An 18,976-nucleotide genomic window follows, 5' to 3' on the forward strand; every position below is an offset into this window, starting at 1 on the left:
TAGATGAGAACGAAGTACTTATCAAGAAAGAGGTGAGACCCTTGTCTTTTGCGGCCCTTACCAAAAAAGAGCTGACGATGGTGGAGAGTGAACCCTGCTGCGAGAAGGCGGAAATGTCAGCGCTTATCCGTATGAATGGATCTGTGCAGCTTTCAAGCAAAAAGGTTATTCTCGACATTTCGACGGAGAACGCCGCGATTGCAAGGCGGGTATATTCTTTACTTAAGAAATATTACCAGGTCCATATTGAGCTACTCGTGCGTAAAAAAATGCGTTTGAAGAAAAATAACGTCTATATCGTCAGAATCCCAAACCGTGTACAAGAGATCTTAAAGGATCTTAGAATTGTGTCGGAAGGATTTATTTTTACCGATGGTATTGATGATGAGATTGTTGGGAATAACTGCTGCAAGCGTGCTTATTTGCGCGGTGCCTTTCTGGCTGGCGGATCGGTTAATAATCCGGAAGGCTCCTCCTACCATTTGGAGATTTCCTCGATGTATGAGGAACATTGTAAAGCATTAGTGGATCTGGCTGGGGAATTCCACCTAAACGCACGCTGTATTGAACGTAAAAAAGGGTTCATTCTTTACATTAAAGAAGGCGAGAAGATTATTGAATTCTTAAGTTTGATTGGAGCGCATCAGGCGCTGTTCAAATTTGAGGATGTAAGAATTATGCGCGATATGCGTAATTCCGTGAATCGGATCGTGAACTGCGAGACCGCAAATCTCAACAAAACAATAAGTGCTGCGGTGCGGCAGATTGAAAATATCAAGCTGTTGCAGCGAGAAATGGGACTGGAGAATTTGCCGGATAAACTGCGTGAAGTAGCAGAAATTCGAATGGCGCATCCAGATATCAACCTCAAGGAGGTTGGTGAAATGCTCAAAGGTACAGTCAGTAAGTCGGGAGTAAATCATCGGCTTCGTAAGATTGATGAGCTGGCGGACAAGGTTCGAGGCGGCTAATTACTTTTTTTCTAGTGTGGTTTACGTTATAATGATATAATAATATAAAATTAATGTGAAACTTTTGGGGAGAACTCAATTAGGGGGTAAGCGTTTCATGACAAAGCACCCGGTAGTTGTTCGGTTGAAGACAGGGCTTCATGCCCGACCGGCAGCATTGTTTGTGCAAGAAGCTAACAAGTTTTCGTCGGAGATTTTCGTGGAAAAAGATGATAAAAAAGTAAATGCTAAAAGTATTATGGGGATTATGAGCCTCGCTATCAGTTCCGGCACGGAGATTTACATTAGCGCGGACGGTGCGGATGCCGATCAAGCTGTAAACGCTTTGACAAGTCTGGTCAGCAAAGAAGAGCTTGAGAACCAATAATAGGAAGACAACATCGTTTCTGCTAGGAAGACTTTATTTATCGCATGACCAAAAGCCCTTCGGGGCTTTTTTTAATACCAAAAAATAGATGGAGAACGTGCAACATTTACCAAAAAGACTCGTCTAGAGGATAATAACAAATCACAAGAAATGAAAGGGGCTGGCAAATATGAAAGGTTTATTGAAGAAAATTGGTTCAGTGATGATCGTAGGGAGTTTGTTAATTGGAGGGATCAGCATGAGTGGTGTTTTCCAAGGTCCTGCAAAGGCTTACGCAGATGAAGTGCAGAAAAATGTCGTTAGTGTAGTAGGTAAAGGCGAATTGTCCCTCAAGCCGGATATCGTATACTTGTCCATCGGTGTGGATACTACGGCCACAACTGCGCAAGAAGCGCAGAAGACCAATGCCGCTAAAATTCAGAAGATTATGACTTTACTGAAGAATACTTGGAAAATTGCAGATAAAGATATTCAAAGCACGCAGTTTTATGTGCAACCCAATTATAGTTACAGCGAAAAAGAAGGACAGCAAGTGAAGGGGTACAACGCCAATCATACGCTGTTAGTGTCTTATAGAGATCTGACCAAGGTTGGTGAATTGCTGGACGCTGCATCTGCGGCAGGGGCGAATAATATCGGAAATGCACGTTTTTCTGTGGAAGATACTTCTGCATTTGAAGCTCAGGTGATTGAAAAGGCGATGGCGAATGCAGATGTTAAAGCAGGGGCTATTGCTAAGGCAGCTAAACGCAGCTTGGGTCAAGTGATCACGGTCAGCCAAAATGATGGCGATATCACTCCGGTTTATTTTGAACAGAATCTAAAAATGAATATGACTGCAGCAGATGCTGGTGCAAGCACATCCGTGCAACCCGGAGTAGTTAAAGTTACAACTCAGCTGAGCGTAATGTATGAATTGAAATAGTATCAGAACAAGGTGAATGCAGAGAGGAGAGGTGATCTTCCACTAGTAATAGTGGGGGGCGCCTCTTTTTTTGTGTAAGTTCTCTACGATTCTGTTTAATAAATTGGAAAGGAGAGGAAAAATAAGATGATGAATATTATTTCAAAAGAATCAGCGCGCAAATGGGGCATAGGTCTGATGTCAGCAGGTTTATTGTTTGTTGGAGGCCTGCTGCCCAGCGAAACGGGTTATGCAGCAGCTAGTAAAACGGAGAATAAAGCTATTGATTCGCGTATCGTTTTAAAGGCGAACGGGATAAATTCGTTGCAGGAAGGTATTTTGAAGGAAGGACTGGCCTGGATTCCCATAACTTTTATGCGAGATGTGTTGGGATTACCGCTTGTGTATGATAAGAAGGAAAATGCGTACATGATTGGAAAAGGATCGGCCAAGGCCAAGTTGATGTTATCCAGCTACGGTACATCTGTGTGGGTGAACAACTATTTCATTCGAGAGTATGAAGGGAAGTTAATTAATAATCGCCTCTATGTTCCATCAGGATTGTTAAATGATTATATGGGTTATAAGGTAGATTGGAGTCGGGCCGCCAGTAGGCTGAATGTGGTGAACAGACCGCAGAACGCGCTGACGGTAACCACGGAAACTTATGCTAAAGATCGGGCAGCAGCTTTTATTCAGCTTGATTATCCGAAGATCAGTGGATTGGGCAACTCCAGTGCGCAACAAGCTATTAATAATACTTTGAAGGAAAGTGTTATGAAATTCGCGGCGGGTGCAGAACAGGATATCTCCGATCGAGATGGAGCAGAGCCCAAATACACCTATGATTCAGGTTATGTAGTGACCTACAATCAGAATGGTGTGATCAGCATAGTGATGCATCAGTATAGTGATACGGGCGGCGCCCATGGAATGACTAACCGTGAAGCCTTCACCTTCTCGCTTAAGGATGGTAAACGTCTACTGTTGGGCGACCTGTTTGGAGCTAATCCAAACTACAAAAAACAGCTGAATGCAAAGCTGAGCAAGCTACTGAAGGCAGAGGATAGTTATTTGGGAGGATTCAACGGATTGAATACGGAGAAATATTTCTATCTGAAGGACGACAAGGTTGTTCTGTTCTTCCAATTATATGAGTACACAGCGTATGCTGCAGGCTTCCCTGAGTATACTTTTAGTTTCAAAGAGCTTTTGCCGGATGGCAGTAGCCCGTTTGCTGGCATAAAATAAATGGAAATGCTTCGTCTCCGCTAATGTCGGCACAAGACATCTCCCCCTTACCAGAGTTGTCTCTTGTTCATATGCTAAAGGGAGTAACTAGTTTATGAACGGGGGAGAGCTATGGGCTACCAATATACTGCAATTGGCGATTCCTTGACGACTGGATTTGGTGCTCTGCCAGGTAACGGTTTTGTTCCGGTGTACCGTAGAATGGCAGAAGGGAGACTGCGGACTACTGTAGCCTCTACGAATTTAGGCGTGAACGGAATGACTACTTCAGAGCTGGAGCAGCGGCTGCGCGGAAATTCCATGATGCGTGAAGCCGTTCGAGAAGCCGATATCATCACTGTGTCTATCGGTGGTAATGATTTGATTCACGCGGCCAAATCAGCAGCAAGACAGCAAGGCAACTTATCCGCAGAGCTGCGCAGATCGCTTCAGGAATGCAAACAAAATTTCTCTGCAATTATGAATATCCTTATACAATTGAAGGCGAGGACGCGTAGACCTTTTATCATTAGAATTGTGGGATTATATAACCCCTATCCTCAGGTGGTTGGTGCGACAGAGTGGGTCAGGCAGTTTAATCAATACGCAGCACAGTACAGCAGCCGAGTATGTGGATTTGCTTCGATTTACAGTGAGTTCGCAGGAAATGAGAGAGGGCTGTTATCCATTGATCATTTGCATCCGAATGGCCGGGGTTATCGCGTAATTGCCGAGAAGCTGGATGCGCTAGGTTATGGCGGGCTGGCTTAATTGGATTTAGGTCTTCTATAAAATATAAAGAGGCTGTGCTCTAACCATAACGGATAGAGCACAGCCTCTTTATATTTTTACTTTATAGCTTACACACCGCTAGGCAATGTCTTCTCGATTACTTTATCTACGATACCGTATTCAGCCGCGTCTGCAGCAGTCATGAAGTAGTCGCGATCTGTATCCTTCTCAATACGTTCTAGAGGTTGACCCGTACGTTCTGCTAGAATACGGTTCAGCTTATCGCGCAATTTGAGGATGCGGCGGGCACGGATTTCAATGTCCGTTGCTTGACCTTGAGCACCACCCAGAGGCTGGTGGATCATGATCTCGCTGTTAGGCAGTGCGAAGCGTTTGCCTTTGGCGCCAGCGTTTAGCAGGAAAGCTCCCATGGAAGCTGCCATACCCACACAGATGGTGGAAACGTCTGGTTTAATGTACTGCATTGTATCAAAAATAGCCATACCTGCAGTAATGGAACCGCCTGGGCTATTCACGTAAAGGTGAATGTCCTTGTCAGGATCTTCGGCAGCCAAGAACAGCATTTGTGCGATGATAGAATTGGCTACCACGTCATTAACCTCCGTTCCAAGGAAAATGATGCGGTCCTTCAGCAGGCGGGAATAGATGTCATAAGCGCGCTCGCCGCGGTTGCTCTGTTCTACTACCATAGGAATATAACTCACGTGGAAAACCTCCTTGATATTGGTTCTTCAAATGTATTCATTTTTACTCTTGCCGTATTACCCACATGATAAACAAATTCAAACAAAAAGTCAAAGAAAGTCAAACTTATATTCAAAAAAAAGAGCCGACAAGCGGCTCTTTGGTTAAGTAGTAGTATAGGCACTACTAAATTATGTGCAAAAATGAAATTAATGGCGCGCCCGCCAAGAATCGAACTTGGATCTCAGGCTTCGGAGGCCTACGTCATATCCATTGGACCACGGGCGCAACAAAAATGATTATAATACAATTTTTACACAATTGCAATGTAATATTAATACTGGACAAGCGCTCTAGGGACAGGCATCGGGCGCTATATCTTTTTCTGACCTTATTAATGTATAAGAAGACAAGCGCTTGAGAATTCTACTCTCGGAAGACTTGCGCTTCGAGCAATATTTGGTTAGAATATGGGTGGGACTTAAAAAGTTTACCCGGGACGTTTTGAGACCATGAACAAGGGAATAGAGGAAGACGAAGTTGCAGGAGTGAAAGTATGCGTAATTTATTAGATATCCAAAAGCAGCTTCTGCCTGATCTCATGGAAACCCTTAAGAGACGGTACACGATTCTTCATCAGATCATGCTGTCCGATATTATTGGGCGCAGAACGCTAGCCGCTTCGCTAGATATGACTGAGCGGGTACTGCGTGCCGAGACGGATCTTCTGAAATCGCAAGGGCTTATTGAGATCGAGAGTGTTGGCATGCGCATTAGCGCTGCTGGACGTAGACTGCTTGATTTGCTAGAGCCGGTTGTTAAGAGCCTATTTGGTCTGGATGAGCTGGAAGAGAAAATTCGAGCAACGTATGGTCTGGATAAAGTTATTGTAGTACCGGGTGATTGTGAGTCATCGCCGTTCACCAAACGAGAGCTTGGCCGAGCGGGTGCGAAAGCGCTGCTGAGTATACTTCGCGCAGATGATACAGTTGCCGTCACAGGTGGATCGACGCTTGCCGATATGGCTGATCAACTGGCACCGCCGTTGTCCCTTTCCTATAAGAACGCTTGGTTTGTTCCGGCGCGTGGAGGATTAGGAGAGAGTATGGAGATTCAAGCCAACACGATTGCCTCAACCATGGCAAAGCGGGTTGGAGCCAACTACCGGTTGTTGCATGTCCCTGATTTGCTTAGCGGGGATGCATACCAATCGCTGGCACTTGACTCTAATATTGGAGAGATTGTACAAACCATCCGTAGTTCGCGTATTATTGTACATGGGATTGGGGATGCCATTGAAATGACCCGCCGCCGCAAACTGGACGAGGCTACAGTCTCGGAAATCCAGGGTGAAGGGGCAGTGGCCGAATCTTTTGGCTATTATTTCAATGAAGAGGGTCAGGTTGTCCATACCATGCTTACGATGGGTCTACGTCTAGAAGATATTATCCGGACAGAGAAAGTCATCGGTATTGCAGGAGGCAAACCCAAGGCCAAAGCCATTCATGCCATGCTGCGTTTCGGGCAGGAGAATATTCTCGTCACGGACGAGGCTGCTGCAGTAGAAATAGGCAAGGAAATTGACAATCAACTACAGCTATCTTCGTAGTTTTTAGATTGCAGGCAATAACATACTTCTTGCATCATACTTAACATTGTTGTCATGACAGACCTCACCGTCTGTTTTGAATAAATAAAACGAATTCTAGGAGGAACTATTCAATGAGTGTAAAAGTTGGAATTAACGGTTTTGGACGTATTGGACGCCTTGCTTTCCGCCGTATTCAAAATGTAGAAGGTATCGAAGTGGTAGCAATCAACGACTTGACTGACGCTAAGATGCTTGCTCATTTGCTTAAATATGATACAACTCAAGGTAAATTCCAAGGTGATGTTGAAGTGCATGATGGCTTCTTCAAAGTCAATGGTAAAGAAGTTAAGGTTCTTGCTAACCGCAACCCTGAAGAATTGCCATGGGGCGACCTAGGCGTTGATATCGTACTTGAGTGCACAGGTTTCTTCACAACTAAAGAAGCAGCTGAAAAACACTTGAAAGGTGGAGCTAAGAAAGTAGTTATCTCCGCTCCAGCTACTGGCGACATGAAAACTGTCGTTTACAACGTTAACGATGACATTCTTGATGGTACTGAGACTGTTATTTCCGGCGCATCTTGCACAACTAACTGCCTAGCTCCAATGGCAAAAGTACTGAACGACAAGTTCGGTATCGTTGAAGGCTTGATGACTACAATTCATGCTTACACTGGCGACCAAAACACTTTGGATGCTCCACATGCTAAAGGTGACTTCAGACGCGCTCGTGCAGCAGCTGAGAACATCATTCCTAACACTACTGGTGCTGCTAAAGCAATCGGTCTGGTTATTCCAGAACTTAAAGGTAAATTGGATGGTGCAGCTCAACGTGTTCCAGTTGCAACTGGTTCCCTGACTGAGCTTGTAACTGTTCTTGATAAGAGCGTTACTGTTGAAGAAATCAACGCAGCAATGAAAGCAGCTTCCGATCCAGACACTTATGGTTACACTGAAGATGAAATCGTATCTTCCGACATCAAAGGTATGACTTTCGGATCCCTGTTCGATGCTACACAAACTAAAGTATTGACTGTTGGCGACAAACAACTGGTTAAAACTGTTGCTTGGTATGACAATGAAATGTCCTACACTGCACAATTGGTTCGTACTTTGGAGAAATTCGCTAAAATCGCTAAGTAATTGACTTGATATAAGCAACATCTATAGAGCGGAAACAGAAATTCCTTGTTTCCGCTCTTTCTAAATGTATTTCTTGTTTCCTGCTAGAAACAATTTTGGGTGTGGAGGAATTAATCATGAACAAAAAAAGCGTCCGTGATGTAGAAGTAAAGGGTAAGCGCGTATTTGTACGCGTGGATTTCAACGTACCTGTAGAAGACGGTAAAATTACTGATGATACTCGTATTCGCGAAACACTTCCAACCATTAAATATTTGATCGAGAACGGTGCAAAGATCATTCTTGCGAGTCATATGGGTCGTCCTAAAGGCGAATTCGTAGATTCCATGCGTTTGACTACTGCTGCTGAACGTCTGTCCGAGCTTCTTGGCAAACCAGTAGCTAAAGCTGACGAAGCAATTGGCGAAGCTGTAAAAGCAAAAATCGCTGAGCTAGGCGAAGGCGACGTACTTGTACTTGAGAATGTTCGTTTCTACCCAGGTGAAGAGAAAAACGATCCTGAACTGGCTAAACAATTCGCTGAATTGGCTGATTTGTTTGTTAATGATGCGTTTGGTGCGGCTCACCGTGCACATGCATCGACAGAAGGTATCGCTCATTTCCTACCAGCTGTATCCGGTCTTTTGATGGAGAAAGAATTGTCTGTTCTTGGTAAAGCTCTTTCTAACCCAGAACGTCCTTTCACTGCGATCATCGGTGGTTCGAAAGTTAAAGACAAGATTGATGTTATTGATAACTTGTTGTCTTTGGCTGATAACGTCCTGATCGGCGGTGGGTTGTCTTATACATTCACTAAAGCACAAGGTTTTGAAATCGGTAAATCACTAGTAGACAACGACAAACTTGACGTTGCTCTTGGATTCATCGAAAAAGCAAAAGCACTTGGTAAAAACTTCATGCTTCCTGTTGATGTTGTTGTTGCTGATAAATTTGGTGCTGACGCTAACACTAAGATCGTTGATTACAATGAAATCCCAGAAGGTTGGGAAGGACTTGATATCGGACCTAAGACTCGTGAACTTTATGCCGATATTATCAAGAACTCCAAGCTGGTTGTCTGGAATGGACCTATGGGCGTATTCGAAATCGATAAATTCGCTGAAGGTACACTTGCAGTAGCAAAAGCTTGTGCAACTACTGAAGGTTACACTGTTATTGGTGGCGGAGATTCCGCAGCAGCAGCAGAGAAATTCCACCTGGCTGATCAAATGGATCATATCTCCACTGGTGGCGGTGCATCCCTTGAGTTCATGGAAGGCAAGGCGCTTCCTGGCGTAGAAGCACTGAACGATAAGTAAGACCTAAGAAGGAGGCAACATAAGTCATGAGAACACCTATTATTGCAGGTAACTGGAAAATGTTCAAAACAGTTCCTGAAGCAGAAAGCTTTATTGCTGAAATTAAAGGCAAAGCAGAAGTAGAAGGCGTTGAGACTGTAATCTGCGCTCCATTTACTAACCTGCCTGCACTTGTAGCAGCTGCAAAAGGTACTAACATCAAGATTGGTGCACAAAACCTACACTTTGAAGATAACGGTGCTTACACAGGCGAGATCAGTGGTGTAATGCTAAGTGATCTTGGTGTGGACTATGTTATCATTGGCCACTCTGAGCGTCGCGCTTATTTTGGCGAAACGGATGAAATCGTGAATAAGAAAATGCATGCTGCATTCCGTCACGGAATTACTCCTATCGTATGTGTTGGCGAAAAGCTCGAAGAGCGTGAAGCTGATCAAACTAAAGCAGTATGTAAAGTACAAACTGAAGCTGCATTCCAAGGTCTTAGTGCCGAGCAAGCAGCAAAAGTTGTTATTGCATACGAACCTATCTGGGCTATTGGCACAGGTAAATCTTCCACTTCCCAAGATGCTAACGAAGTTATTGCTTACATCCGCAGTCTTGTAAAAGATCTGTATGATGCAGCAACAGCTGAAGCTGTTCGTATTCAATACGGCGGCAGCGTGAAGCCTGAGAATGTAACTGAGTACATGGGCCAAAGCGACATCGATGGTGCGCTTGTTGGCGGTGCCAGCTTACAACCGGATTCCTTCGTTCAATTGGTTGAGGGGGCGAAGTAAGATGTCAGCTCCAAAACCCGTAGCTTTGATCATCATGGATGGTTTTGGTTTGCGTGGAACGACAGAAGGTAATGCCGTTGCTCAAGCCAACAAACCTAACTATGACCGTTACCTGAAACAATATCCTAACACTACACTCACTGCTTGCGGTGAAGCTGTAGGCCTTCCGGCAGGCCAAATGGGCAACTCCGAAGTAGGGCATTTGAATATTGGTGCAGGCCGGATCGTTTATCAGGATTTGACTCGTATTGATAAATCGATCCGCGAGGGCGAGTTCTTCGATAACGAAACCCTGGTTAGCGCAGTTAGAAATGCTAAGAACACTGGCAAAAAGCTTCACCTTTACGCGCTTGTATCCGACGGAGGGGTACATAGCCATATTAACCACTTGTTTGCTATGCTTGACCTGGCTAAAAAAGAAGATATGCATGAAGTGTATATCCATGCTTTTATGGACGGTCGTGACGTAGCTCCTGATAGTGGGAAGAAGTTTGTCCAAGATCTAGTAGCTAAAATCGAAGAGGTTGGCGTGGGTACAATTGCAACGGTGTCCGGACGTTATTACGCAATGGATCGTGATAAACGTTGGGAACGTGTAGAGAAAGCCTACCGTGCTATGGTTTATGGTGAAGGCCCTAAATACACGGATGCTGTGCAAGCCATCACTTCATCTTATGAAAACTCGGTATTTGATGAATTTGTTGAACCTAGTGTAATTGTAGACAGTGAAGGCAAACCTGTAACGGCAGTAGAGAGCGGCGATTCCGTCGTGTTCCTCAACTTCCGTCCTGACCGTGCTATTCAATTGTCACAAGTGTTCACGAATCAAGATTTCCGCGGTTTCGACCGTGGTCCTTTGTTCCCGCAAAACCTGCACTTCGTATGCCTAACTACTTTCAGCGAAACGGTACAAGGTTATGTAGCCTATTCACCGAAGAACCTGGATAACACATTGGGTGAAGTGCTTGTTCAACAAAACAAGAAGCAACTGCGCATCGCGGAAACTGAGAAATATCCGCATGTAACCTTCTTCTTCAGCGGTGGACGTGACGAGGAGCTTCCTGGTGAAACCCGGATCTTAATCAACTCTCCTAAAGTGGCAACCTATGATCTTCAACCTGAGATGAGCGCATACGAAGTGGCTGCAGCCTGCGTAGCGGAAATCGAAGCGGAAAGACAGGATGCTATCATTCTTAACTTTGCCAATCCTGATATGGTTGGACACTCCGGCATGCTGGAACCAACAATCAAGGCTGTAGAAGTGACGGATGAGTGTGTAGGTAAAGTAGTGGATGCGGTTGTTGCCAAAGGTGGCGTTGCCATTATTATCGCTGACCATGGTAATGCAGATATGGTATTTGACGAGAACGGTCGCCCGTTCACAGCTCATACAACCAATCCTGTTCCGTTCATCGTGACTACTGAGAATGTTGTATTGCGTGAATCCGGTATTCTTGCAGACGTAGCACCAACAATCCTAGATTTGATGGGACTTCCGCAACCTGCGGAAATGACCGGACAATCCATGATTGCTAGCCGTAAGTAAGGTAAGGTATAACGCCTTTGATTTTAAGCTATACAAGTAAGACCAAAACAATGTTAAAAGGAGATTAACTTACATGACTATTATTTCTGATGTATATGCTCGCGAAGTCCTTGACTCCCGTGGTAACCCTACTGTAGAGGTTGACGTTTATCTGGAATCCGGTGCTAAAGGCCGCGCTATCGTTCCTTCCGGCGCTTCCACTGGTGCTCACGAAGCTGTAGAACTTCGTGATGGCGACAAATCCCGTTACATGGGTAAAGGCGTTCTGAAAGCTGTTGAGAACGTAAATGAAATCATCGCTCCAGAAGTTATCGGTATGGACGCTCTTGACCAAGTGGGCATCGACAAATTGATGATTACTTTGGACGGAACTCCTAACAAAGGTAAATTGGGCGCTAACGCAATCCTAGCTGTATCCATGGCAGTAGCTCGTGCAGCTGCAGCAGCTTTGGATATTCCTTTGTACGTATACCTGGGCGGATTCAACGCTAAAACTCTTCCAGTACCAATGATGAATATCATCAATGGTGGTGAGCATGCGGACAACAACATCGACGTTCAAGAGTTCATGGTTCTTCCTGTAGGAGCTCCAAGCTTCAAAGAAGCTCTTCGCACAGGTGCTGAAATCTTCCACAACTTGAAATCCGTACTTCAATCCAAAGGCCTGAACACAGCTGTAGGTGACGAAGGTGGTTTCGCACCGAACCTTGGTTCGAATGAAGAAGCAATCACTACAATCATCGAAGCTATTGAAAAAGCTGGTTACAAACCAGGTGTTGACGTATTCTTGGGTATGGACGTTGCTTCCACTGAGTTCTACAAAGACGGTAAATACACCCTTGCTGGCGAAGGTAAATCTTACACTTCCGCTGAGTATGTTGACCTTCTTGCTTCATGGGTTGAAAAATATCCTATCATCACAATCGAAGACGGTATGTCCGAAGACGACTGGGATGGCTGGAAATTGCTTACTGAAAAATTGGGCGACAAAGTCCAATTGGTTGGTGACGACTTGTTCGTAACTAACACTGAGCGTCTTGCAACAGGTATCGAAAAAGGTATCGGTAACTCCATCTTGGTTAAGGTTAACCAAATTGGTACATTGACTGAAACTTTTGATGCTATCGAAATGGCTAAACGTGCTGGTTACACAGCAGTTATCTCCCACCGTTCCGGTGAATCCGAAGATAGCACAATCGCTGATATCGCTGTTGCGACTAATGCTGGTCAAATCAAAACAGGTGCTCCTTCCCGTACAGACCGTGTTGCTAAATACAACCAATTGCTTCGCATCGAAGATGAGTTGGGTGAATTGGCTCAATACAACGGCCTGAAATCCTTCTACAACCTTAAAAGATAATCTGCCTTTATAGCAGACTTCGAAGACCCGCCGTTATGGTGGGTCTTTTTTATGATTTGAAGAAGATAGACTTTAATAGGTTTATCCTTATCTTGCAAGAAAAGCTACGACTTAACAGTCTAAGCTGTTGTATTACCGACAGCGCTATGATAAAATAAGAATACTGTTTATGTATCGTGATAACCTAAATTACCATAGATAGTGATGCTTAGGCGTAGGAGGTGGAAGTGAATGGATATCTTTTTGAAAGTTGTGCTCCTGATTTTTTCCGTCGGTCTTATTGCGGTCGTTCTTCTGCAAAAGGGGAAAAGCGCGGGTCTTTCCGGTGCCATCTCTGGCGGTGCTGAGCATCTCTTTGGTAAAACAAAAGCTCGTGGTATGGAGCTTGTACTACAACGTGTAACTGTTGGACTTGCTGCTGGTTTCTTCATCATGGCGATTCTAGCTGCTATTCTAATCGACTAAAAGATCTACCGTAAGCCCTCGCTCTGTTCTAAATGGAATAGAGCGGAGGCTTTTTTGTTATATTAAAAGGAGTTAAAAAGCACCTAAGGGTGCTTTTCTTTTCATATTCGCAAAGAAAAAGGCTGGATCGATAGGAAGTAAATCTGAAATTGGCATGGATGTATTTCAGCAGTTAAAGGAAATTTTGTACTGTGTTAACCTTTGGATGACAGTAACAGGGATGCGCAGGATTGATTTCGTGTATACTAGGGTATGAAGTAGTAAAGGTAAAATTTACTTGGCATTACTGCAGGGCAGGACAAGATATACATATTTGCCAGCGGCTTGAAGCCGCGGAGGGCTGGGGTGACGAACATGATAACACAAGAAATATTACTCGATTTCATGCGGGAAACTGCATATAAACCAATGACTTATGAAGAGCTGGTGAGTCATTTTGCTCTAGAGGATAGTGAAGGGTTTAAAAAGTTCGAGGAGCTGCTGATTGAATTAGAGCAGGATGGAAGAATTGTATTGACCCGTACTGCACGTTATGGCGTGCCAGAACGGATGGATTTACTGCGTGGACGTTTACAAGCACATGCGAAGGGTTTTGCTTTTTTAATCCCGGATGATCGTGATCATCCTGACGTATATATCCATGCAAATGATCTTAAGGGAGCTATGAATGGCGATATCGTTCTGATTCGTATTACCTCTAAAAGTCCGTCCGGCGGACGTATGGAAGGCGAAGTAGTACGTATTGTAAAACGTGGCGTGTTGCAGACGGTAGGTGTTTTTCAGAACCTGGAGACCTATGGTTTTGTGCTGCCTGATGATAAGCGGATTAATCGTGATATTTTTATTCCGAAGCAATCCTTTAAAGGTGCTGTAGATGGTCAAAAGGTCGTTGTGCGTATTGTGAGTTATCCGGAAGGCCGAGCAGCGGCAGAGGGTGAAATTATTGAAATTCTCGGACATAAGGATGATCCGGGTGTTGATATTCTTTCCATTATCCGCAAACATCAATTGCCTGAAGCATTTCCAGCTGAAGTGATGGATGAAGCCGATAGTGCTCCTGATTCAATTACAGAAGAGGAGATTGCGGAGCAAGGAAGACGCGACCTGCGCGGACTGAACATTGTTACGATTGATGGCGAAGATGCTAAGGATTTGGATGATGCGGTAAACGTACAGCGCTTGGAGAATGGACATTACAAGCTGGGCGTCCATATAGCAGACGTAGGTTATTATGTGCGTGAAGGCTCTGAGCTGGATAAAGAAGCCTATGACCGCGGTTGTAGTGTGTATTTGGTAGACCGGGTTATTCCGATGCTGCCGCACCGTCTATCGAACGGGATTTGCAGCTTGAATCCACAGGTAGACCGGTTAACAATGTCCTGTGAAATGGAATTTAACGAGCAAATGAAGGTTGTGAAGCACGATGTCTTTACGAGCGTGATTCGCACCAAAGAGAGAATGACTTACTCCAATGTTCGTAAAATTCTCGAAGACGAAGATCCAGAGCTGCTGGAACGTTATAGTCCACTAATTGACGATTTCCGCCTCATGAAAGAATTGGCGATGAAGCTGCGCGATGCGCGGATGCGCCGGGGTGCGGTTGATTTTGATTTTGAAGAGAGCAAAATCATCGTGGATGAGAACGGCAAGGCTGTAGATATCGTGAAGCGTGAACGTTCTGTAGCTGAACAGATTATCGAGGAGTTCATGCTGGCGGCAAATGAAACAGTAGCTGAACATTTCCACTGGTTGAAGGTTCCGTTCCTTTACCGGATTCACGAAGATCCAGACCCAGAGAAGCTGCAGAATTTCATGGCTTTTGCGGCCAATTTCGGATATCACGTCAAGGGTCGTGGCAATTCGGTTCATCCACGTGCTTTGCAGGATTTGTTGGAGCAAATCCAAGGCACAAAGGAGCAGACGGTCATCAGTACGATGATGTTGCGTTCTATGAAGCAGGCAAAGTATGATGCGGAGAGCACGGGCCATTTCGGACTGGCTGCGGAATACTATTCTCACTTCACTTCTCCGATTCGCCGGTACCCCGATCTGGTCATTCACCGCGTAATGCGTGAAGTGATTGAGAATGGAGGGGCACTGACCCAGAAACGGCATGATTATTTGTCTAGCCGGATGCCTGACATTGCTCAGCAGTCCTCGGAACGCGAGCGTGTGGCGGTAGAAGCTGAACGCGATACGGAGCAACTGAAGAAAGCAGAATACATGCAGGATAAAGTAGGCGAGGAATTCGAGGCTATGGTCAGCAGTGTGACCAGCTTCGGAATGTTCATCGAGCTGGATAATACCGTCGAAGGTCTTATTCGTCTCAGTGCAATGAGCGACGATTATTATCACTTCGACGAAGGTCATATGGCGCTTATTGGCGAGCGCACATCGCGTGTGTTCCGCATTGGTGACGAGGTGAAGATCCGAGTCGCCAAAGTAAATATGGATGACCACACGATCGATTTCGAGTTGGTCGACATGAAGCCACGCGCGCCAGGTGAGCACCGCGGCGGTGGCTTTGCAGGCGGCCGCGGAGGCAAGGGCGGCCGTTCGGGCGGCGGCTTCATTAAGCCGGCCGGGGCCAAAGGCGCCGCGGGCAAGGGACGCGGCGGTAAAGGCAAGCCCGGCGGCGCTGCTGCAGGCGCGGGCAAGGGCAAGCCGGGCGCAGCTGTGCGCGCCGGTGAAGGGACGCGCGAAGCGGCCGGTGTTGGCGCAGCGGGCGGCCGCGGTAAGCGGAAGCGCGGGCGCGAGGCCGGCGAGGATGCGAGCCGGGTAGTTGCTGCGCCGGGCGCAGAGCGCGGAGGCGAAGCCGGCGGCAACGCAGGCGCGCCGCGTGAGCGCAGCGGCGGGCGAGGCCGCGGAGGAGACACCGGCGGTGCCGGTGGTGGACGCGGCATCAGCTTCGGCTTTGGCTCAGGCAAAGGCGGATACGGCGCTCCTGCGTCCGACTCCTCCGGCGGCGAAGCGCGGGGCGTGGACGGCAGCACGAAGTTCCGCAGCCGCGAGGATCGCGGGGGGAACTTTGGCGGTGGAGAAGGCCGTAACGGCGCTCCTACAGGCAAAGGCCGCCGCAAAAAGAAAACCAAAGGCGGCGTGTTCATCGGCCAGTCCGTTACACCAGGCAACGTAGAGACTTCTGAGCAAGTCACTTCTAAACGAAGTGACAATAATGGCGGCGCTCCAGAAGGAGCACCACGTAAGCGTAAAAAGAAATAAATGACGGTTATGCGTTGCCTAACTCTATAACGATACTAAGCACCGTCCCTCTTGGGGCGGTGCTTTTTAACTCATAATAGGCTTGGTTAATTGCATTATGTGCAGTTAAATTTGGGTTATATAGTAAAAGTGGTAGCTAATTGCATTTTGTACATCTAAATCTGATGAGTTACCTCTAATTGGTCTGACTTTGCTTTTTTAGCTGCAGAAAGTGCAACTAATTAGTTTTTTGGCGGTGATAAGGCTTAAATAGTTGCACGAAATACATTTATATAGAAAACGTAGGTGATAGCAAAGTGGATAGGTGCAGTATAGGATAGGCACAGTATAGGTAAAAGCGGCACTATTTGAATAGGCGTCGAATAGATGTATATCCAAGTAGGGGGAAGCGGATAATTGAGAACAAATATGTAATAAGTAATTAGGGTAGATGGATATAGATATGTGGAAATTAGTGGATAACTATCTGTTAATTAAGGCGCACAAGTAAAAGGGTAACCTCGCTATTTTCCAAAAAAGTCCAGATCAACTCAAATTAATGTTTTTTGTAACAAATGCTAGATATTGGGTAATGTTACTGACAACTATATGACAAATTAGGTGAGGTATATTTGGTTGAAGGTTCCTTGCGCTCACTTGATTCCATTTGTTACAATATAGATCAGACGTTCGATGGCTGTGTCGTTTAAGATTAGACAGACATGGTTACTTTAACTTATGAATATGATTCAAGGAGTGATTCTCATGGGTAAAAAAGCAGACGGGAAAGTACTCGCCCAGAACAAGAAAGCTTCCCATGATTATTTTATCGAGGATACTTATGAAGCTGGCTTGGTGCTGACGGGTACAGAGATCAAGTCGCTGCGTAATGGCCGCGCTAATATTGGAGATGCTTTTGCTACGATCCGCAATGGTGAGATTCAGATTCACAACATGCATATCAGCCCTTTTGAACAAGGTAACCGTGCCAATCCTACCGATCCCACACGCACACGTAAATTGTTAATGCATAAGGAGCAAATTCATAAACTGCTGGGCTTGTCCAAGCGAGATGGATTTACGATTGTGCCACTCAAGATTTATGTGCGGAATGGCTATGCGAAGCTGTTGATTGGTCTTGGTAAAGGTAAAAAGGAGTATGACAAACGTGACTCGGCTGCCAAGCGAGATGCTCAACGTGATATCCAGCGTGTACTGCGTGATAAGCAAAAGATCGCCAGATAATCTGGGAGAACTAGACGATTCAAATGAGTTCCAGTTTCAACCTTCAATTCCTTTAACCCACGTGTTAAAGTGTTGATAAATGTGCTATACTGAGTAAGTAAGTTAGTTATTGCTTCGTTACAGTTTTCTTGAATAAGAAGCTGTAGATTGGATCTCTCTTGCTTGGAAGATCCGCTTGATCCGAAGCGCCCTTTTTAATGAGGGGCCGTTCTTGGATTCGACGGGGATAGTTCGAGCATGAGTAGCGAGTAGTGGGGACGCGTCCGCTTCATCAACGCTAAAGCCTATTAAACGGCAAACAACAAAACAACTACGCTTTCGCAGCCTAAGAAACTGTGTGCGTGCTTCTACTCTGCATCGCCCATGTGACAGGGATAGGGGCTAACAAATAGTGGGATACGCTGTCTCATCTCCGCCTGCGGTGAGCTGAAGAAGACAATCAGGCTGACCCAACGTATAGCCGGTTACGGGGCGATACTCGGGTGACATCAAAACTGTGACTACACTCGTAGAAGCTTATGTGCCGTTATCTTCGGACAGGGGTTCGACTCCCCTCGGCTCCATATGGAGTATTAGAAAAAGCGACCTTTAGGGGTCGCTTTTTTGTATCCTCATAATTAAAGTTAGGCAATGTTTTTTAATGACTTCAGCCAATTTCACATGTGTACTTGTGGTTTATCATGTCTACTATGAGGTCTCGGAATGTTTGGTATGCATATTTTTAAACTGCAAAAGATTTCTCTACCACCACGAATACCGTCCGCATGAGGATGGTACCCATACTATTGTTAACGATACCCTTTTGCAAAGTTTCTTTGTTATAATTATTATAATAATCTCTTCATTGGCTGGTGATTATGAATGAGTGAAAAATTTTGGTTAGTAGTACAGTATCCTCTAAAAAGTGAAAAAGGAAGCCAACGTGATAACTGGTTAAGAGATAAAGTAATGGAATACCTGGACATATCTCTAATAGATGCTAACTTAGGTTGTGTTGATGGCTTTGATATGGGCAAATGCATTTCCGACCCAAAAAAATATGCTCTTAATATATTTTGTATCATTACGGAAGAAGAACGTAGTATAGCCTTGGTAAAGAGAGTTTTAAGAGATAGCAGGCTTGATTATACTCGTATAAAAATTGCTACAATGCCCTATGGAAAAGAAGAAACATATAGTCTTAAATTTTCCTATAAAAAGGGTGTTACCGATTTTTCGCTATAGCACAGTTTTGAGTTTAGAATTACAACTACACCGTAAAACAATTTTCTGGCGGGAGTCATGAATTTTGTGACATCAAAGCTCTGACTACACTCGTAGAAGCTTATGTGCCGTTATCTTCGGACAGGGGTTTGACTTCCCTCGGCTCCATAAGAGGAACCCGCTGAGATAGCGGTTTTTTTGCTGTTTAGTGATTGAATTGTAGACCGAATGCAGACA

The 18,976-nt window shown here is 45.2% G+C and carries 16 protein-coding genes, 1 tRNA gene and 1 other RNA gene; 16 read left to right on the forward strand and 2 right to left on the reverse strand.

Translation table 11 applies throughout. The annotated features are described in order from the left end of the window. The first annotated feature begins 41 nt into the window (after positions 1–41). The 5 genes from whiA to MHI25_RS00935 all read left to right on the forward strand — a co-directional run bounded on the left by whiA (position 42) and on the right by MHI25_RS00935 (position 4,243). Complete coding sequence (gene whiA, locus MHI25_RS00915; protein WP_036687104.1) at positions 42–971, forward strand: DNA-binding protein WhiA; 930 nt, start codon at positions 42–44, stop codon at positions 969–971. A gap of 97 nt (positions 972–1,068) precedes the next feature. Beyond that, entirely contained in the window at positions 1,069–1,338 is a 270-nt protein-coding gene (locus MHI25_RS00920; RefSeq protein ID WP_036687106.1) for an HPr family phosphocarrier protein, read from the forward strand. Positions 1,339–1,507: 169 nt separating this feature from the next. Then, the gene (locus tag MHI25_RS00925; RefSeq protein ID WP_340394812.1) at positions 1,508–2,263 is read left to right on the forward strand and encodes an SIMPL domain-containing protein; all 756 of its coding nucleotides are present in this window, start codon (positions 1,508–1,510) and stop codon (positions 2,261–2,263) included. A 126-nt stretch (positions 2,264–2,389) separates the two neighbouring features. After that, a complete protein-coding gene (locus MHI25_RS00930; RefSeq protein WP_340394813.1) occupies positions 2,390–3,493 on the forward strand; it encodes a DUF4163 domain-containing protein in 1,104 nt (367 codons plus the stop codon). Between the two features lie 111 nt (positions 3,494–3,604). Next, positions 3,605–4,243 (forward strand): GDSL-type esterase/lipase family protein, encoded by a 639-nt coding sequence (locus tag MHI25_RS00935; RefSeq protein ID WP_076126860.1) that lies wholly within the window; start codon positions 3,605–3,607, stop codon positions 4,241–4,243. A gap of 89 nt (positions 4,244–4,332) precedes the next feature. Here MHI25_RS00935 and clpP read toward each other — a convergent pair whose 3' ends face one another. Beyond that, positions 4,333–4,929, reverse strand: coding sequence for an ATP-dependent Clp endopeptidase proteolytic subunit ClpP (gene clpP, locus MHI25_RS00940; protein ID WP_036687113.1), 597 nt, complete (start codon positions 4,927–4,929; stop codon positions 4,333–4,335). Positions 4,930–5,122: 193 nt separating this feature from the next. Continuing rightward, positions 5,123–5,197, reverse strand: a tRNA-Arg gene (locus tag MHI25_RS00945). 268 nt (positions 5,198–5,465) lie between these two features. On the opposite strand from MHI25_RS00945, the gene MHI25_RS00950 reads away from it, so the two are divergent. From MHI25_RS00950 to MHI25_RS01000, 11 genes are all read left to right on the forward strand, one after another. After that, the gene (locus MHI25_RS00950; RefSeq protein ID WP_076126862.1) at positions 5,466–6,518 is read left to right on the forward strand and encodes a sugar-binding domain-containing protein; all 1,053 of its coding nucleotides are present in this window, start codon (positions 5,466–5,468) and stop codon (positions 6,516–6,518) included. Between the two features lie 113 nt (positions 6,519–6,631). After that, entirely contained in the window at positions 6,632–7,642 is a 1,011-nt protein-coding gene (gap, locus tag MHI25_RS00955; RefSeq protein WP_036687120.1) for a type I glyceraldehyde-3-phosphate dehydrogenase, read from the forward strand. 116 nt (positions 7,643–7,758) lie between these two features. Further along, on the forward strand, positions 7,759–8,940 hold the full coding sequence (locus MHI25_RS00960; protein ID WP_036687122.1) for a phosphoglycerate kinase: 1,182 nt from the start codon (positions 7,759–7,761) through the stop codon (positions 8,938–8,940). 26 nt (positions 8,941–8,966) lie between these two features. Beyond that, entirely contained in the window at positions 8,967–9,719 is a 753-nt protein-coding gene (tpiA, locus tag MHI25_RS00965) for a triose-phosphate isomerase (protein ID WP_036687124.1), read from the forward strand. A gap of 1 nt (position 9,720) precedes the next feature. Beyond that, a complete protein-coding gene (gpmI, locus tag MHI25_RS00970) occupies positions 9,721–11,265 on the forward strand; it encodes a 2,3-bisphosphoglycerate-independent phosphoglycerate mutase (protein ID WP_076303371.1) in 1,545 nt (514 codons plus the stop codon). A 73-nt stretch (positions 11,266–11,338) separates the two neighbouring features. Next, entirely contained in the window at positions 11,339–12,625 is a 1,287-nt protein-coding gene (eno, locus tag MHI25_RS00975; RefSeq protein ID WP_036687130.1) for a phosphopyruvate hydratase, read from the forward strand. 231 nt (positions 12,626–12,856) lie between these two features. After that, positions 12,857–13,090, forward strand: coding sequence for a preprotein translocase subunit SecG (secG, locus tag MHI25_RS00980; protein ID WP_076126868.1), 234 nt, complete (start codon positions 12,857–12,859; stop codon positions 13,088–13,090). Between the two features lie 354 nt (positions 13,091–13,444). Beyond that, complete coding sequence (gene rnr / locus MHI25_RS00985; protein WP_340395644.1) at positions 13,445–16,312, forward strand: ribonuclease R; 2,868 nt, start codon at positions 13,445–13,447, stop codon at positions 16,310–16,312. Positions 16,313–17,056: 744 nt separating this feature from the next. Next, positions 17,057–17,536, forward strand: coding sequence for an SsrA-binding protein SmpB (smpB, locus tag MHI25_RS00990; RefSeq protein ID WP_036687155.1), 480 nt, complete (start codon positions 17,057–17,059; stop codon positions 17,534–17,536). A gap of 201 nt (positions 17,537–17,737) precedes the next feature. After that, positions 17,738–18,102: a transfer-messenger RNA gene (gene ssrA, locus MHI25_RS00995) on the forward strand. A 295-nt stretch (positions 18,103–18,397) separates the two neighbouring features. After that, complete coding sequence (locus MHI25_RS01000) at positions 18,398–18,760, forward strand: hypothetical protein (RefSeq protein ID WP_076126889.1); 363 nt, start codon at positions 18,398–18,400, stop codon at positions 18,758–18,760. The last annotated feature ends 216 nt before the right edge of the window (positions 18,761–18,976 follow it).

The sequence above is a fragment of the Paenibacillus sp. FSL E2-0177 genome, assembly GCF_037992975.1.
In the GTDB taxonomy this organism is placed as follows: Bacteria; Bacillota; Bacilli; order Paenibacillales; family Paenibacillaceae; genus Paenibacillus_AQ; species Paenibacillus_AQ odorifer.

Coding starts and splice junctions, on each gene's coding strand:
- MHI25_RS00920 (WP_036687106.1), top strand. CDS start 1,069: ATGACAAAGCACCCGGTAGTTGTTCGGTTGAAGACAGGGCTTCATGCC.
- MHI25_RS00925 (WP_340394812.1), top strand. CDS start 1,508: ATGAAAGGTTTATTGAAGAAAATTGGTTCAGTGATGATCGTAGGGAGT.
- MHI25_RS00930 (WP_340394813.1), top strand. CDS start 2,390: ATGATGAATATTATTTCAAAAGAATCAGCGCGCAAATGGGGCATAGGT.
- MHI25_RS00935 (WP_076126860.1), top strand. CDS start 3,605: ATGGGCTACCAATATACTGCAATTGGCGATTCCTTGACGACTGGATTT.
- MHI25_RS00950 (WP_076126862.1), top strand. CDS start 5,466: ATGCGTAATTTATTAGATATCCAAAAGCAGCTTCTGCCTGATCTCATG.
- gap (WP_036687120.1), top strand. CDS start 6,632: ATGAGTGTAAAAGTTGGAATTAACGGTTTTGGACGTATTGGACGCCTT.
- MHI25_RS00960 (WP_036687122.1), top strand. CDS start 7,759: ATGAACAAAAAAAGCGTCCGTGATGTAGAAGTAAAGGGTAAGCGCGTA.
- tpiA (WP_036687124.1), top strand. CDS start 8,967: ATGAGAACACCTATTATTGCAGGTAACTGGAAAATGTTCAAAACAGTT.
- gpmI (WP_076303371.1), top strand. CDS start 9,721: ATGTCAGCTCCAAAACCCGTAGCTTTGATCATCATGGATGGTTTTGGT.
- eno (WP_036687130.1), top strand. CDS start 11,339: ATGACTATTATTTCTGATGTATATGCTCGCGAAGTCCTTGACTCCCGT.
- secG (WP_076126868.1), top strand. CDS start 12,857: ATGGATATCTTTTTGAAAGTTGTGCTCCTGATTTTTTCCGTCGGTCTT.
- rnr (WP_340395644.1), top strand. CDS start 13,445: ATGATAACACAAGAAATATTACTCGATTTCATGCGGGAAACTGCATAT.
- smpB (WP_036687155.1), top strand. CDS start 17,057: ATGGGTAAAAAAGCAGACGGGAAAGTACTCGCCCAGAACAAGAAAGCT.
- MHI25_RS01000 (WP_076126889.1), top strand. CDS start 18,398: ATGAGTGAAAAATTTTGGTTAGTAGTACAGTATCCTCTAAAAAGTGAA.